This is a genomic window from Pseudomonas sp. F220 (assembly GCF_057813935.1).
Window position 1 is genome coordinate 1 of sequence record NZ_JBVASJ010000062.1, and the last position, 14,983, is coordinate 14,983.

Here is a 14,983-nt window from a genome sequence, read left to right on the forward strand (position 1 = left end):
CCAGGCGCTTGAGCCAAAGGCAAAAGCCGTTGCGCTCCCAATAGAGGATTTTCACCCGATTACGGTGGCGATTCAGAAAAACGAAAAGCACGGGGTCAAACACGGCCACTTTGATATCCAGCTCGACCAGGGCGGCCAGGCCGTCGATGGATTTTCGGAAGTCCACCGGCTTGGGGTAGAGGTATACCTTTTCGACTTTTGCATCGGGACGCATCATGTGGGGCAGGCTCCTGAGAGAGTTCGGGAGCTCAGCATCGGGCATCAAATATCGGCTTGGAATGTGGGCTTCATGGAGCGGTTACGATTCAGCGTGCTGGTTCACGTGGTGATTTAGAAACCATGCCAGATGCTTTCGCTGCCAGGTCCATGGGTTGTCTCGGTGCCAGCGATTATCGATCGCTGCTTGAATGGCCTTCGCTTGACGAAGGTGGCGCTCGCGTGTGGCTTGCGACCCAGTGAGGGCGCCTGTCAGGAACAGCTCCATATCGAATGGCTTGCTCATGCTCGGCCCCCGATGTAAGCCGATACCACGTCGATACGGCCGTGCCCCAGCTCATAGCTGATTTTTACTCGGGCCTCCTGATCAAGGTGCCGGTCGATCTGGTAGCAACTGCCACCGTTGATGGGCGCAAGATGGTCAGTGATGTGCTCGTAGCGCCCGCACGCATAGGCCGCCCGCAATTCGTGGAAGCCTTTTAGGCTGTGCGCATGGAGTATCTCCCGTGCGGGGCGAACAGTGACCCGCAGAAAGTCCTGGTAGCTTTCGGTCGGGGCCAGAAGGTTGTGGCTACTGTCAGGTGAGACTTGATGGGCGAATGCCAAAGCCTCACGAATGTTATCGGTTACTACAATCCAGCGAGGTGCTGAGGCACCCGAACGGCCACCTTTGGTGCCATCCTGGATGTTGATCTTGCCGAGTTGTTTGGCCTCACGTTGCAGCCGGGGCAGGTTGGCTAAAATGGCCTCACGTAAACGCATCCCGGTTTCGCGTGCCAACTGCACGATGGCAGCGACTCGTGGCTGCTGATGTTCACATAGCACTTCAACGATCCGTTTCACTTGTGCGCGGTATTGGCCTTGAGGTACTTCACTGCGGATACCGGAGCGCTGCATTCCCAGCGCCTTACTTGGACTTGGCGCTCTCATATACTGATCACCGCGAAGCGCCGCCATAGTCCGGTTCACGCTGGACAGTCGGTTTTGCGCGGTGGCGATGGCGAGATCGCCGCATTCAACCAGGTGACGCAGATGTTCCGCGTAATCCAACAGGGTCTGCCGATCTATCTGCCGCGCGTCGTTGAACCCTGGCCCATCGTCTGATCGACACCAGCGTGCGAACGCTTGCCTCCGATCACTGTGCGCTTTGACCGTGCCGTAATGCCCGCTGCCAAATAGAACTTTCAGCGCTTGCGGCCCGGCATAGCTCAATTGCCGACCCCATCCAAAATTGCGGCCATCCCGTCTACCTACCAATGCCATGATCAAACTCCTCTCGAAGCCAAAACCTTTGAAACCTTCCTCACGTCATCCCGCCACGAATGTTGAGTGTTATCAGGGATCAAGGCCCCTGCGACCTGTGAGGGTTGTCCACTAACGCGGGACTGACGGCTCCTTACGACCGGGAGCTTGGGCATCTCATGATCTGGCCTCCTGAACACTTCCGAAGAAGTGGGCGGGTGGAGGCTGCACTGGCTGACGAGACTGGCGCCGCGAGATCCTGAGTCGGGTGAGGGCAGCGAAGCAATGACCGGGGCATACCTGACTGTCAGTCAGGTGCAGTCCATTCCGTGGGCTGCGGCACCATCATCTGCATCGCTGTTGCGGGTGACTTCGGTGTTTGTCACGCCGATTGTCACGAGGGGAAATGCCGCAATGCCTTGTACGAGGTGGGCTGCAGCAGTGGTAGGAGCGCCCGTCTCTTTCCGGAAGAAAGAGACGGGCGCAGGTTGGCGCATGAAATGGCCAAGTGGATAAGTTGCTGCAGAACAGCTAGGAAGGGGTGTGAATTGCCACAGTGGGCACTCTGCTAGAAGTAGGCATCCATCACATCGCTGTGACCGTGCGAGCCGCCGGACGCTAATCGCACTTTGGGAGAACCACCACGGTGTGGCGTAGCCTTAAAGGTTCTGGCTACCTGGGTTGCTGTCAACGACAGCGCTTTGCCCGACCTTTTCTACGCCTGTGGAGAATTCGGGTCAAGGCTCGAACTTTCGGGAGTTCTGCGGCTGTGGATGAAATTATCCACTAATGGAAATTAGTGGTTTTCCACAGACAATTGCGTGGGCTTTAGATTTTTAAGTGAGGTCCATCCAAACAGGGCGGCTTTGCAGCCCGGTTTGGAAGGACCCGCGTGGACAAGCGGATCACCGAGATATGAAGACCGAGCGCTTACTCGGTTGCGCCATGTTTTGCTTTTAGTCGAGTGACGTTCGCACCCGTCTGATTGGCGAATTCGCGTGGGCTGACATGCTCATGCTGATTAGTCTCAAGGTAGCGACTCCACCAGTTCATGATCAGCCTGCGCTCCTCGATGAACTCGGCCTTGTGGATGTAAGCGGCGCGGACGTTGTTGCGTTCCTTGTGGCTCATCTGCCTCTCGATAGCTGCGTCCGTCCACAAACCCGACTCGATCAGTGCGCTGCAGGCCATCGACCGAAACCCATGGCCGCAGATCTCGGTTTTGGTGTCGTAGCCCATCTTCCGAAGCGCGCTGTTAACCGTGTTTTCGGACATCGGCTTCCAAGACTTGGTATCGCCTGCGAACACCAAGTCAAATTTGCCTGTGATTACGTGGATCTGCTCGAGTAGGGCGACCGCTTGCGGTGATAAGGGTACAAGGTGGATGTCCCCGGCCATCTTCGTACCCCTTGTGGAAAAGGGTACGCCTTCCAACGCTGGTCGCGTGTCGGGTATTTCCCAGACGCCACGCTTGAGGTCGAACTCGTTCCAGCGGGCGAAGCGCAGCTCGCTGGAACGTACAAACACGTGCAGCGAGAGTAAGACTGTCAGCCGGGTAAGTGCGCGGCCTTTATAGGTGTCGATCCGTTCCTGCAATTCAGGTAAGCGCGATAAGGATAAAGCGGGGCGGTGGACGACTCGCGAGGCTTTGATCGAGCCTACGAGGTCGTACGCAGGGTTCACGGTGATAAGCCGGAGGCGCTTTGCCTCGCGCATGATGCTCTGCAGGTAGTTTTGTACCCTTAAAGCAACGTCTATCGTTCCGCGCTTCTTGATCGCTTCCAGGGGCCGCATAAGGTCGTGGGTGTCCAGGTCGACAATGGCGCGGGCGCCGATCAGCGGGAAGAGGTGGGTTTTGAGGCGACTCATCACTGTCTTGGAATAGTCTGGTGCCCACTTGGCTGACATTTCCGCGTGCGAGTCCAGCGCGACGTTTTCAAAGGTGCGGCCTTTGATCACAGCTTCCGCCTTGGCTTGGTGCTTGGCTCCTATGGGATCAATGCCATCCGCCAGCATTCGCTTGACCTCCAGGCGCTTGCGGCGCGCATCGGCGAGGCCAATGACGGGGTAGTTGCCGAATGAGGTCAATCCTTCCCGTCCGTCAGGTTTGACGTAACGGAGCCGCCAGCCTTTACGGCCATTGGGTTGGACTAGAAGGTAAAGGCCATCGCCGTCGAAAAGCTTGTAGGCGCGGTCTGTGGGCTTGGCCGAACGGCAAGCGGAATCGGAGAGTGGAGCAGTGGTGCGCGACATAAGGGTACTCCCTTTTATCGAACTGACCTTTATCCCAAACTCTACCCTTAAAACGGCTGGTACCCACCGGAATCCGACGGAACGCCAAAACGAAAAAACCCGCCAGAAGGCGGGTTTTTCGGGGGTTTCAGAGATTTTTGAAGCTTTCTCTGGAACCTTGTATGGCTCCACGACCTGGACTCGAACCAGGGACCCAGTGATTAACAGTCACTTGCTCTACCAACTGAGCTATCGCGGAATGCGGCGTATGTTACTGATTGAAAAGGAGAAGTCAAGTGTAAGATAGGTTTTTGGCGGTTTCATGAGCGTAGTCCAGTATCGCAGCATAGGCAATGCGTGGTTTATCGATGACTGCCGGTTACCAGAACCTCGGTACAGGTCTACCATGGCCCCCCCGGAAGTGGTTTCACGCGCTACCGGCCTTCAGCCGCAAAGGTAGGTGTTATGACCACGTTCGTTTGTTCAACCGTACAACCCTTCGCCACCCCACGACCGCCGAAGGTGGCCGCATGAGCATTGATCAGATCAGTTTGCCCAAAGGTGTTGGTCCGCATGCCTCCAAGCTATGGGATGCGATCACCCAGGCCAGCTCTGCGGATGAGCTGAACCGTGCAGGCGGTAAGGCTGAAGGTTTTGTGTTGGGGCTGGAGAGCGCTAAAGCGATCAAGAGCCAAGTGGCCGAGTCGCTTTATGTGGCGTTTGACGATGCTGCCAGCCAGCGTTCGACCGAATTGGCAGGCTAAAGGCTTTAGCCGGTCAGCGTGCCGAGCATGAGCTTGGCGACCAGGGACGTCGCCGCAAGCTGCACCAGCCATAGCGCCAAGCCGCCGAGAAACACGCCCAAGGCTATCTGCCAGACCAGTCCGCTGCTGCGTTTGGCCTGATTGCGGGGGACGAAGCTGTCCAGCTCGTCGCGGTCAGCGCGCAAATCATCGTTTTTCATGTGAGCTCTCGATAGGGTAGGGGCGCTTGGCGCTCTGAATTCACAGGTGTGCGCAAATTCCGTAGGCGCTGCCGTAAGTTCGGGCCGCATTCGGACGATCTTTTCACGAACACATCAGTTTGTCAGTCTAGAGCGGGATTTCCTGGCAGACCAACAAAAGGGGGAAGCCACTGGCTTCCCCCTTTTGTTTTGTCGCGTGTGGCTTAGATCACCTGAACGATGGCCTTGGTCACTACGTCGATGTTGCTCTGGTTCAGTGCAGCGACGCAGATGCGGCCGGTGTCCAGTGCATAGATGCCGAACTCGGTGCGCAGGCGGGTGACTTGCTCAACGGTCAGACCGGAGTAGGAGAACATACCGCGTTGGCGACCGACAAAGCTGAAGTCACGGTCAGGTGCTTTTTTCGCCAGAAGTTCGACCATCTGCGTGCGCATGCCGCGAATGCGCAGGCGCATTTCGGCCAATTCCTGTTCCCACTGGGCGCGCAGCTCTGGGCTGTTCAGCACGGCGGCAACGATAGTTGCACCGTGGGTTGGCGGGTTGGAGTAGTTGGTGCGGATTACGCGTTTGACTTGCGACAGCACGCGCGCGCTTTCTTCTTTCGATTCGCTGACGATCGACAGAGCGCCAACGCGCTCGCCGTACAGCGAGAAGGATTTGGAGAACGAGCTGGAGACGAAGAACGTCAGACCCGATTCGGCGAACAGACGCACAGCCGCGGCGTCTTCATCGATGCCATCGCCAAAGCCCTGGTAGGCCATGTCGAGGAACGGTACGAGGTTTTTCGCCTTGACCACATCGAGGACGTTTTTCCAGTCTGCCGGGCTCAAGTCGACGCCAGTCGGGTTGTGGCAGCACGCGTGCAGCACAACGATAGAGCGCGCAGGCAGCGCGTTCAGGTCTTCGAGCAGACCGGCGCGGTTCACGTCGTGGGTGGCGGCGTCGTAGTAGCGGTAGTTCTGAACCGGGAAGCCGGCGGTTTCGAACAGCGCGCGGTGGTTTTCCCAGCTTGGGTCGCTGATGGCGACGACGGCATCAGGCAGCAGTTGCTTGAGGAAGTCGGCACCGATTTTTAGTGCGCCAGTACCGCCGACAGCTTGGGTGGTGATGACCCGACCGGAAGCGATCAGCGGCGAATCAGCGCCGAACAGCAGCTTTTGCACGGCCTGGTCGTAGGCAGCAATGCCGTCGATCGGCAGGTAACCGCGAGAAGCGTGTTGAGCTACGCGAATCGTCTCGGCTTCGGCAACGGCACGCAAGAGTGGAATTTTCCCCTCCTCGTTGCAGTAAACACCGACCCCCAGGTTGACCTTGTTGGTACGGGTATCGGCGTTGAATGCTTCGTTGAGGCCCAGGATTGGATCGCGTGGTGCCATTTCGACAGCGGAGAACAGGCTCATTATTGCGGCGGCTCTGAATGGAGTGTGGAGGGACGTGTAGCGCTCCAGCCGAATGCACTAGAGCGGTGCACAAACGGGGAGCTAGTATAGAGGCCATCACTGATCGCTGCGACAGGCGATTGGGCTTTTCAGGCAAGTTTTTCGGTTTATTTTTCGACCGCTAGTCATATTGCAACGTCAAAGGGTTTAGGGGCGCGTAGGCCGTTTACCTTGAAAGCCGTGGCATTTGGCTCCACATCTAGCACAATCAAGTTTTTTCCCAGCGACATTGGTCGTTTGCGGTCTTTCTCGTTGCTGTCCGGTAGTGCCGTACAGGAGTGAACCAGAGGTACGTTATGTCTGACTTCCAGCTAGTCACCCGCTTCGAGCCCGCTGGCGATCAACCGGAAGCCATCCGTTTGATGGTTGAGGGCATCGAAGCCGGGCTGGCGCACCAGACGTTGCTCGGTGTGACCGGCTCGGGCAAGACCTTCAGCATTGCCAACGTGATCGCGCAGATCAACCGCCCGACGCTGGTGCTGGCGCCAAACAAGACCCTGGCGGCGCAGCTTTACGGTGAGTTCAAGGGGTTCTTCCCGAACAACGCGGTGGAGTACTTCGTTTCCTACTACGACTACTACCAGCCTGAAGCCTATGTGCCGTCTTCCGACACTTTTATTGAGAAAGATGCGTCGATCAACGACCACATCGAACAGATGCGTTTGTCCGCGACCAAGGCCCTGCTGGAGCGTAAGGACGCGATCATCGTCACCACGGTCTCGTGCATCTATGGCTTGGGCAGCCCGGAAACCTATTTGAAGATGGTGCTGCACGTGGATCGTGGCGACAAGCTCGATCAGCGTGCCTTGTTGCGCCGGCTCGCCGACTTGCAGTACACCCGCAATGATATGGATTTTGCCCGCGCCACCTTTCGCGTACGCGGCGATGTGATCGATATCCACCCGGCGGAATCCGATTTTGAAGCGATCCGGATTGAACTCTTCGATGATGAAGTGGAGAAGATTTCCGCCTTCGATCCGTTGACCGGCGAAGTGATTCGCCAGCTGCCGCGTTTCACCTTCTATCCGAAAAGCCACTATGTGACGCCGAGGGAAACCCTGCTGGGGGCCATCGAAGGGATCAAGATTGAGCTGAAGGAGCGTCTGGAGTACCTGCGCTCCAACAATAAACTGGTGGAAGCGCAACGGCTGGAACAGCGCACCCGTTTTGATCTGGAGATGATCCTCGAGCTGGGTTACTGCAATGGCATCGAGAACTACTCGCGCTACCTGTCGGGCCGTGAATCCGGTGAGGCGCCGCCCACCTTGTTTGACTACCTGCCAGCCGATGCCTTGCTGGTGATCGACGAGTCCCACGTCAGCGTGCCGCAGGTCGGTGCCATGTACAAAGGCGACCGGTCACGCAAGGAAACCCTGGTGGAATACGGTTTCCGTCTGCCGTCGGCGCTGGACAACCGGCCGATGCGTTTCGATGAGTTTGAAAACATCAGTCCGCAGACGATTTTCGTTTCGGCAACCCCCGGTAACTATGAGGCCGAGCACGCCGGTCGAGTGGTCGAGCAGCTGGTGCGACCGACCGGTCTGGTGGATCCGCAGATCGAGATCCGTCCGGCGCTGACTCAGGTCGATGATTTGCTTTCGGAAATCGCCAAGCGCGTAGCGCTGGAAGAGCGGGTGCTGGTGACCACGCTGACCAAGCGTATGTCCGAAGACCTCACTGATTACCTGGCCGACCATGGCGTGCGAGTGCGCTATCTGCACTCGGACATCGATACGGTGGAGCGGGTCGAAATCATTCGCGATTTGCGTTTGGGAACATTTGACGTGTTGGTGGGGATCAACCTGCTGCGTGAAGGTCTGGACATGCCCGAGGTGTCGCTGGTGGCGATTCTTGATGCGGACAAGGAAGGCTTCTTGCGTTCCGAGCGTTCACTGATTCAGACCATTGGTCGTGCGGCGCGTAACCTCAATGGGCGGGCGATTCTCTACGCCGACCGGATCACTGGCTCGATGGAGCGGGCGATTGGCGAGACCGATCGTCGTCGCGAGAAACAAATTGCCTTTAACCTGGCCAACGGTATTACCCCGAAAGGCGTGTTCAAGGACGTTGCCGACATCATGGAAGGCGCTGTCGTGCCGGGTTCGCGCAGTAAAAAGCGCAAAGGCATGGCCAAAGCTGCCGAGGAAAGCGCCCGCTACGAGAACGAACTGCGCTCGCCGAGCGAAATCAGCAAGCGTATTCGTCAGCTGGAAGAGAAGATGTACCAGTTGGCGCGAGACCTTGAGTTCGAAGCCGCGGCGCAGATGCGCGACGAGATCGGCAAGCTGCGCGAGCGGTTGTTGGTGGTTTAAGCCGATCGCTGTCTTTGTGGGAGCGAGGCTTGCCCGCGATCGAGTGCGCAGCGCTCGCAGCTCGACTGACGCGGTTTACCTGATCAGCCCCGGTTGGGGATTTTACGGCTGCTTCGTAGCCGATCGCGGGCAAGCCTCGCTCCTACGGTTTGGTGTCTGCAGTGTCAATGCGCCTCCCCAGCCTTTATTCCCGCCGGCAATGCCTTGGTTAGCAGTATCGCCAACATGCTGATCCCCAACGCAATCCCGACAAAATGAAACGCATCGTTGTAAGCCATGATCGACGCCTGCTGGTGGGTGATCTCGCTGAGTTTGCCTAGCGCAGCGGTCTCGTTGCCGAATTTTTCTGTGAGCGTCGCCATACGTTCGGCGACTTGCGGATTGCTCGGGACAATAGATTCGCGCAAGTAGTCGAAGTAGGTCTTGGTCCGGGCATCGAGCAGTGTGGCGAGGAGGGCGATGCCGATCGCGCCGCCGAGGTTACGCAGAATATTAAACAGGCTCGAAGCCGACCCTGCATCCTGCGGCAGGATGTAGGCAGTGGCGATGAGTGAGATGGTCACCATGATCAGCGGCTGGCCCAGAGCGCGGATGAGCTGGATCTGATTGAACTGCGGCCCGGCAAAGTCCGGGTTGAGTGCCCCCGAGAAAAAACTCGCCAGCGCGAATAGCCCGAACCCCACCGTGCACAGCAGCTTGGGCGAGATGAACTTCATCAGCTTGGGCACCAGCGGGATCAGAAACAGCTGTGGCACCCCCATCCACATGATCACTTCACCGATCTGCAAGGCGTTGTAGTTCTGGATCTGCGCCAGATACAGCGGTAACAGATAGATCGATCCGTATAGCCCAACGCCCATTCCCAGGCTGGAAATACTCGACAACCCGAAGTTGCGGTTGCGCAGGATGCCGAGGTTGATCAGCGGGTTGGGCTTGGATATCTGCACGATCACAAAGGTGATCAGGCTAAACAGTGCGATGCTGCCGAGCGTGACGATCAGATTCGATTCCAGCCAGTCTTTGCGATGGCCTTCCTCAAGAAATACCTGCAAGCAGCCCAGGCCGATGCCGAGTGTGAGAATGCCGGCGTAGTCGGTGCTTTTCAGCAGTTCCCAATGGGCCTTCTTCTTCTCCAGGCCGTAGAGCAACCCGGCGATCATGATCAGACCGGGCGGGATGTTGATATAAAAAATGTATTTCCAGCCCCAGTTCTCGGTGAGCCAACCGCCGATGGTTGGGCCGATAGAGGGGGCGAAGGTGGCGGTCATGGCGAACATCGCCATGCCTTTTGCGCGGTGGTGTTCGGGAAGCTTGATCAGCGTCAGGGTGAACGCCAGCGGAATCAGTGCGCCACCAGTGAAGCCTTGCAAGGCACGAAAGACGATCATGCTCTCCAGGCTCCAGGCCATGGAGCACAACAAGGAGGCCGCCAGAAATCCCAGCGAGACCCAGACCGCCAGTCGCCGTGCGGACAGCAGCTGCACCAACCAGGCGGTGAGGGGGATCATGATGATCTCCGCCACCAGGTACGAGGTGGAAATCCACGAGCCTTCTTCAAGAGTGGCCGACAGCGCGCCCTGAATGTCCTTGAGCGAGGAGTTGGTGATCTGGATGTCGAGCACCGCCATAAAGGCGCCGAGCATCACGCTCATCACCGCAATCCAGTCGCGCCGGGTCGGCTCTCCGACCGGGCGGATCAGTTGATCACCGGCCATTTTGGGTGTCGGTATCCGCTTTGATGTTGACTTTGACGGTGACCGACATGCCCGGGCGGATTTTGCCGTGCAGCGGGTTATCAGCGGCGAAGGTCAGTTTGACCGGGATGCGCTGAACCACCTTAGTGAAGTTGCCGGTGGCGTTGTCCGGCGGCAACAGGCTGAATTGCGCGCCGGAAGCGGCGAACAGACTGTCGACTCGAGCCTCAATCGGCGTGTCGCTATACGCATCGAACGTCAGCTCGGCTTTTTGCCCGGGCTGCATGTGGCCGATCTGGGTTTCCTTGAAATTGGCCTGAATCCAGATGTCCTGATCCGGCACGATCGACAGCAGGTAGGCGCCGGCTTGTACGTATTGGCCGTTGCGGGCTGCGCGCTGGCCGATCAGGCCGCTGATCGGCGCATGAATTTCGCTGCGGGTCAGGTTCAACTCGGCCTGAGCCAGATCGGTGCGGGCGTTGGCGATCTGCGCGTCAAGGCGTTTTATCTCGGCACTGAGGGCGTTGACCTGCTGGCGCTGACCTTGCAGGTCGGCTTGGGACTTGGCCACCTGCGAGCGGGCGATATGGTTGTCGGCGGAGAGGGTGGTGACCCGTTCTTCAGAGACATAACCCGGTTTACGCAGGGTTTGCGCCCGGGACAGATCGATCTGTGAGCGACCGAGGCTGGCCTGGCTGGACGCAACCTGTGCTTCACTGGCGGCGATCAGGCTGGCCTGTTGGGTCAACTTGCTCTGGGCCTGCAAGCGCTCGGCCGCGCGGGTGGCCAGCATGGCGTTGGCGTGGTCGACGGCGAGATGGAAGTCATCGCCTTCGAGTTTGATCAGTAGCTCGCCTTTTTCCACATGCTGGTTGTCGCGCACCAGCACTTCGTCAATGCGTGCGCCCAGTTGGCTGGAAACACGGGTGATTTCGCCCTGGACATAGGCGTTATCGGTGCTTTCATAAAATCGTCCCTTGAAGAACCATTGGGCGAAAAAAGCCAAAGCGATCAGCAGGACAATAAACAGGAAAGTAAAAAGGCGACGCTTGAGTTGGGCAGGCATGGGCAGACTGTAGTCGAGAAGGTGTAAGGAAATTTAACAGTGTGCGAATCTGGCATATAGCCGATGAGCGGTAAATGCTGGTTGCTGATAATCAGCCATTCAGCAGCGCCACGGCGCTTTGTAGGCGCAACCTTGGCTTAAATGCCCTGCTCACTGGAGCCGGGTCGGTCTCGCCTGTTACCATTCGCCCTTTGTTTCATCTCCGCTTTTTATATTCTTTCCGAGACATGCCATGACCACCGTCCGCACTCGCATCGCGCCATCGCCTACCGGGGATCCCCACGTCGGCACCGCTTACATCGCTTTGTTCAACTACTGCTTTGCCAAGCAGCATGGCGGTGAGTTCATCCTGCGGATCGAAGACACCGATCAATTGCGTTCGACCCGCGAGTCCGAACAGCAGATTTTCGATGCCTTGCGCTGGCTGGGCATCAACTGGAGTGAAGGCCCGGATGTCGGCGGCCCGCACGGCCCATACCGTCAGAGTGAACGCGGCGATATCTATCAGAAGTATTCCCAGCAGCTTGTAGAGCTCGGTCATGCCTTCCCGTGCTTCTGCACTGCTGAAGAACTGGACCAGATGCGCGCCGAGCAAATGGCTCGCGGCGAAACCCCACGCTACGACGGCCGTGCGCTGCTGCTCTCGCCAGAAGAAGTGCAGCGTCGTCTGGCTGCCGGTGAGCCGCACGTGATCCGCATGAAAGTGCCGACCGAAGGTGTCTGCGTGGTGCCGGACATGCTCCGTGGCGACGTCGAGATCCCGTGGGATCGCATGGACATGCAAGTGCTGATGAAGACCGACGGCTTGCCGACTTACTTCCTTGCCAACGTGGTCGACGATCACTTGATGGGCATCACCCACGTGCTGCGTGGTGAAGAATGGCTACCATCAGCGCCGAAACTGATCCTGCTCTACGAATACTTCGGCTGGGAACAGCCAGAACTGTGCTACATGCCGCTGCTGCGTAACCCGGACAAGAGCAAGCTGTCCAAGCGCAAGAACCCGACCTCGGTGACCTTCTACGAGCGTATGGGCTTCATGCCGGAAGCGATGCTCAACTACCTGGGCCGTATGGGCTGGTCGATGCCGGACGAGCGCGAGAAGTTCTCGCTGCAGGAAATGGTTGATAACTTCGATTTGTCGCGGGTTTCCCTGGGCGGGCCGATTTTCGATGTCGAGAAGCTTTCCTGGCTCAACGGCCAGTGGCTGCGCGACCTGCCGGTGGAAGAATTCGCCAGTCGCGTGCAGGCGTGGGCGCTGAACCCTGAGTACATGATGAAGATCGCGCCGCACGTACAGGGCCGGGTCGAAACGTTCAGTCAGATCGCGCCGCTGGCTGGGTTCTTCTTTGCCGGTGGCGTGACGCCGGACGCCAAGCTGTTCGAGCACAAGAAACTCTCGGGTGATCAGGTTCGTCAGTTGATGCAACTGATCCTGTGGAAGCTGGAAAGTCTGCGTCAGTGGGAGAAGGACAGCATCACCGGGACCATTCAGGCAGTGGTCGAGTCTTTGGAGCTGAAGCTGCGCGACGCCATGCCGCTGATGTTTGCGGCGATTACCGGTCAGGCCAGTTCGGTGTCGGTGCTCGATGCGATGGAAATCCTCGGTCCGGACCTGACGCGTTTCCGTCTGCGCCAGGCTATCGACTTGCTCGGTGGCGTGTCGAAGAAGGAAAACAAGGAATGGGAAAAACTCTTGGGCGCTATCGCCTGAGATATCTCTGATTGAATACGGTCCCATGTAACAGCTGCCGGAGGCTGCGTCGGGTCGCGAAGCGGCCCTGAATGGCCGGAATGCGATTTGCCTGAAAGTGTGGGGGGCGTGCGCATTTACGACCGCTGCGCGGCCGAACGCAGCCTTCGGCAGCTGCTACGAGGGACCCGGATTCTCGGGATTGGTGGTAAGTGATTGTTATGCCGACGAAAAATTTTGAAATTTGTTGAGAAATTATTTGACAGGTTTCCGTCTCACGCTTAACATGCGCCCCGTCCACAACGTGGGGCTATAGCTCAGCTGGGAGAGCGCTTGCATGGCATGCAAGAGGTCAACGGTTCGATCCCGTTTAGCTCCACCAAATTGTACAGTTCAAGGTCTGGCCACACCGACCTTGAATCGATCAGGTTCAGCCTGATCACGTTGTATAGAAGGGTTACGTCCCCTTCGTCTAGTGGCCTAGGACACCGCCCTTTCACGGCGGTAACAGGGGTTCGAGTCCCCTAGGGGACGCCAGTTTTACAGAAGCAGTGTTGAAAAATGCTGCTCCGCCGCGAGGCGAAAAATCCGGGGCTATAGCTCAGCTGGGAGAGCGCTTGCATGGCATGCAAGAGGTCGACGGTTCGATCCCGTCTAGCTCCACCAATTTTACAGTTCAAGGTCTGGCCACACCGGCCTTGAATCGATCAGACTCAGCCTGATCACGTTGTATAGAAGGTTTTGCGTCCCCTTCGTCTAGTGGCCTAGGACACCGCCCTTTCACGGCGGTAACAGGGGTTCGAGTCCCCTAGGGGACGCCACGATTACCCGCTCTGCGGGATTTATAGGGGTCATTCAATTATTGAATGGCCCTTTTGTTTGTCTGGCGTTCGCCAATTCTCTCTTTACTCAACTTTTTGCCCTCAACCCTCTGTTCTCGGCTCTCTATTTTCAAAAAGTGGCTCTTCTGACCAACGGTCACAGCAATGACTTGCGAAAATTTATTATGAGAATAATATTTCAATCGTAATATTCGGAGGCAACGATGAACGATAAAAAAGCTCAAACCCGCGAACGCATCTTGAAGGCCGCAAGCGCAGCGCTGATTCAGCGTGGTCCGGCCGAGCCGAGCGTGGGAGAGGTGATGGGCGCCGCCGGGCTCACGGTGGGTGGCTTCTATGCGCACTTTGAAAGCAAGGATGCGCTGATGCTGGAGGCGTTCACGCAACTGCTCGCTCAGCGCCGTGGCTTGATCGCGGAAATGGATGCCGAGTTGACTGGCGAAGAACGTCGCGCCTTGGTCGCTGCGTTCTACCTGTCTCGCAAGCACCGTGACTCGACTGAGCATGCTTGCCCGATTCCGGCTTCAGTCGGGGAGTTGGGTCGCCTGCCGGACGACTTTCGTCAGGCATTGAATGAACACCTGGAGCTGATGGTCGCGCAATTGGCGGCCAGTCCGGAAGACACTGACAAAGCCCTGGCAGATGTCGCTCTGATGGTGGGCGGCCTGGCGCTGGCGCGGGCCTTGGGTCCGGGAGAGTTATCCGATCGATTGCTGCGTGCCGCGAAGTCGGCGGTGCTATGACCTGAAGCGTTGGCCTGAGGAGATGAGCAATGAGCACTTTAAGCTGGGTTCGTGGCGTTAATGGCACCTTGGGCTGGTTTGCACCGCGACTGATAGCCCGCAAGATGCGGCTGGCGTTCATGACTCCACGCGAGCTACCGCCGCGCGATTGGGAGTTGCCGCTGCTGGCGAAGTCCGAACGAATCACCTTGCGGTTCGGGCTTTCGGCGTTGCGCTGGGGCCAGGGCCCGACGGTTTTGTTGATGCATGGCTGGGAAGGGCGGCCGACACAGTTCGCCAGTCTGATCACGGCCCTGGTCGACGCTGGCTACACCGTGGTCGCGCTGGACGGTCCGGCGCATGGCCGGTCTCCCGGGCGTGAGGCGAATGTCGTGCTATTCGCCCGTGCCATGCTTGAGGCGGCAGCGGAATTGCCGCCCTTATGTATGGACTCGCCCCCACGGTCTACCTGCTTTTCAAACACTGCTACCCGGTTGCATCTATGTATAAGGCCTGTTCGAGGAAGCTGTCTTCGGCTTCTGGCCAACATTGGTTGAGCTC

At 57.9% G+C, this 14,983-nt stretch carries 11 protein-coding genes, 5 tRNA genes and 2 pseudogenes; 9 read left to right on the forward strand and 9 right to left on the reverse strand.

Going from position 1 to position 14,983, the window contains the following annotated elements; all coding sequences use genetic code 11:
- The 5 genes and pseudogenes from tnpB to ACZYSM_RS28055 all read right to left on the reverse strand — a co-directional run.
- The coding region (gene tnpB / locus ACZYSM_RS28035; protein ID WP_239945233.1) for an IS66 family insertion sequence element accessory protein TnpB at window positions 1-217 on the reverse strand (217 nt) is incomplete at its 3' end.
- Between the two features lie 84 nt (window positions 218-301).
- A pseudogene (locus ACZYSM_RS28040) lies at window positions 302-502 on the reverse strand (hypothetical protein); the annotation flags it as partial.
- Window positions 499-1,479 carry an integrase domain-containing protein gene (locus ACZYSM_RS28045; protein WP_489076764.1) on the reverse strand — a complete coding sequence of 327 codons (981 nt, stop codon included), beginning with the start codon at window positions 1,477-1,479 and terminating at the stop codon, window positions 499-501. The pseudogene ACZYSM_RS28040 and the gene ACZYSM_RS28045, both read right to left, overlap by 4 nt.
- A 909-nt stretch (window positions 1,480-2,388) precedes the next feature.
- Window positions 2,389-3,711, reverse strand: a complete 1,323-nt coding sequence (locus ACZYSM_RS28050; protein ID WP_489076766.1) for a tyrosine-type recombinase/integrase — start codon at window positions 3,709-3,711, stop codon at window positions 2,389-2,391.
- A 162-nt stretch (window positions 3,712-3,873) separates the two neighbouring features.
- Window positions 3,874-3,949, reverse strand: a tRNA-Asn gene (locus ACZYSM_RS28055).
- A gap of 271 nt (window positions 3,950-4,220) precedes the next feature.
- Here ACZYSM_RS28055 and ACZYSM_RS28060 point away from each other — a divergent pair.
- Entirely contained in the window at window positions 4,221-4,454 is a 234-nt protein-coding gene (locus tag ACZYSM_RS28060) for a hypothetical protein (RefSeq protein ID WP_489076768.1), read from the forward strand.
- A 5-nt stretch (window positions 4,455-4,459) separates the two neighbouring features.
- On the opposite strand, the gene ACZYSM_RS28065 is transcribed toward ACZYSM_RS28060, so the two are convergent.
- Both ACZYSM_RS28065 and ACZYSM_RS28070 read right to left on the reverse strand, forming a co-directional pair.
- Window positions 4,460-4,654 (reverse strand): hypothetical protein, encoded by a 195-nt coding sequence (locus ACZYSM_RS28065; protein WP_489076770.1) that lies wholly within the window; start codon window positions 4,652-4,654, stop codon window positions 4,460-4,462.
- 203 nt (window positions 4,655-4,857) lie between these two features.
- On the reverse strand, window positions 4,858-6,054 hold the full coding sequence (locus ACZYSM_RS28070) for an amino acid aminotransferase (protein ID WP_489076772.1): 1,197 nt from the start codon (window positions 6,052-6,054) through the stop codon (window positions 4,858-4,860).
- A 335-nt stretch (window positions 6,055-6,389) separates the two neighbouring features.
- Between ACZYSM_RS28070 and uvrB the strand changes: the two genes are divergently transcribed.
- Window positions 6,390-8,405 carry an excinuclease ABC subunit UvrB gene (uvrB, locus tag ACZYSM_RS28075; protein ID WP_489076774.1) on the forward strand — a complete coding sequence of 672 codons (2,016 nt, stop codon included), beginning with the start codon at window positions 6,390-6,392 and terminating at the stop codon, window positions 8,403-8,405.
- Window positions 8,406-8,569: 164 nt separating this feature from the next.
- On the opposite strand, the gene ACZYSM_RS28080 is transcribed toward uvrB, so the two are convergent.
- Together ACZYSM_RS28080 and ACZYSM_RS28085 are read right to left on the reverse strand one after the other, a co-directional pair.
- A complete protein-coding gene (locus tag ACZYSM_RS28080; RefSeq protein ID WP_489076776.1) occupies window positions 8,570-10,120 on the reverse strand; it encodes an MDR family MFS transporter in 1,551 nt (516 codons plus the stop codon).
- A complete protein-coding gene (locus ACZYSM_RS28085) occupies window positions 10,110-11,165 on the reverse strand; it encodes an HlyD family secretion protein (protein ID WP_489076778.1) in 1,056 nt (351 codons plus the stop codon). The genes ACZYSM_RS28080 and ACZYSM_RS28085 overlap by 11 nt, the downstream gene beginning before the upstream one ends.
- A gap of 232 nt (window positions 11,166-11,397) precedes the next feature.
- Between ACZYSM_RS28085 and gltX the strand changes: the two genes are divergently transcribed.
- From gltX to ACZYSM_RS28120, 7 genes and pseudogenes are all read left to right on the forward strand, one after another.
- Window positions 11,398-12,879, forward strand: coding sequence for a glutamate--tRNA ligase (gltX, locus tag ACZYSM_RS28090; RefSeq protein ID WP_489076780.1), 1,482 nt, complete (start codon window positions 11,398-11,400; stop codon window positions 12,877-12,879).
- 285 nt (window positions 12,880-13,164) lie between these two features.
- Window positions 13,165-13,240 (forward strand) — tRNA-Ala (locus ACZYSM_RS28095).
- A gap of 79 nt (window positions 13,241-13,319) precedes the next feature.
- Window positions 13,320-13,395: transfer RNA gene (locus tag ACZYSM_RS28100), tRNA-Glu, on the forward strand.
- A gap of 53 nt (window positions 13,396-13,448) precedes the next feature.
- A tRNA-Ala gene (locus ACZYSM_RS28105) sits at window positions 13,449-13,524 on the forward strand.
- Window positions 13,525-13,603: 79 nt separating this feature from the next.
- Window positions 13,604-13,679: transfer RNA gene (locus tag ACZYSM_RS28110), tRNA-Glu, on the forward strand.
- A 224-nt stretch (window positions 13,680-13,903) separates the two neighbouring features.
- Window positions 13,904-14,443, forward strand: a complete 540-nt coding sequence (locus ACZYSM_RS28115) for a TetR/AcrR family transcriptional regulator (RefSeq protein WP_489076782.1) — start codon at window positions 13,904-13,906, stop codon at window positions 14,441-14,443.
- Window positions 14,444-14,472: 29 nt separating this feature from the next.
- Window positions 14,473-14,865, forward strand: a pseudogene (locus ACZYSM_RS28120) (alpha/beta hydrolase); the annotation flags it as partial.
- Between the last annotated feature and the right edge of the window lie 118 nt (window positions 14,866-14,983).

Coding starts and splice junctions, on each gene's coding strand:
- ACZYSM_RS28045 (WP_489076764.1), bottom strand. CDS start 1,479: ATGGCATTGGTAGGTAGACGGGATGGCCGCAATTTTGGATGGGGTCGG.
- ACZYSM_RS28050 (WP_489076766.1), bottom strand. CDS start 3,711: ATGTCGCGCACCACTGCTCCACTCTCCGATTCCGCTTGCCGTTCGGCC.
- ACZYSM_RS28060 (WP_489076768.1), top strand. CDS start 4,221: ATGAGCATTGATCAGATCAGTTTGCCCAAAGGTGTTGGTCCGCATGCC.
- ACZYSM_RS28065 (WP_489076770.1), bottom strand. CDS start 4,654: ATGAAAAACGATGATTTGCGCGCTGACCGCGACGAGCTGGACAGCTTC.
- ACZYSM_RS28070 (WP_489076772.1), bottom strand. CDS start 6,054: ATGAGCCTGTTCTCCGCTGTCGAAATGGCACCACGCGATCCAATCCTG.
- uvrB (WP_489076774.1), top strand. CDS start 6,390: ATGTCTGACTTCCAGCTAGTCACCCGCTTCGAGCCCGCTGGCGATCAA.
- ACZYSM_RS28080 (WP_489076776.1), bottom strand. CDS start 10,120: ATGGCCGGTGATCAACTGATCCGCCCGGTCGGAGAGCCGACCCGGCGC.
- ACZYSM_RS28085 (WP_489076778.1), bottom strand. CDS start 11,165: ATGCCTGCCCAACTCAAGCGTCGCCTTTTTACTTTCCTGTTTATTGTC.
- gltX (WP_489076780.1), top strand. CDS start 11,398: ATGACCACCGTCCGCACTCGCATCGCGCCATCGCCTACCGGGGATCCC.
- ACZYSM_RS28115 (WP_489076782.1), top strand. CDS start 13,904: ATGAACGATAAAAAAGCTCAAACCCGCGAACGCATCTTGAAGGCCGCA.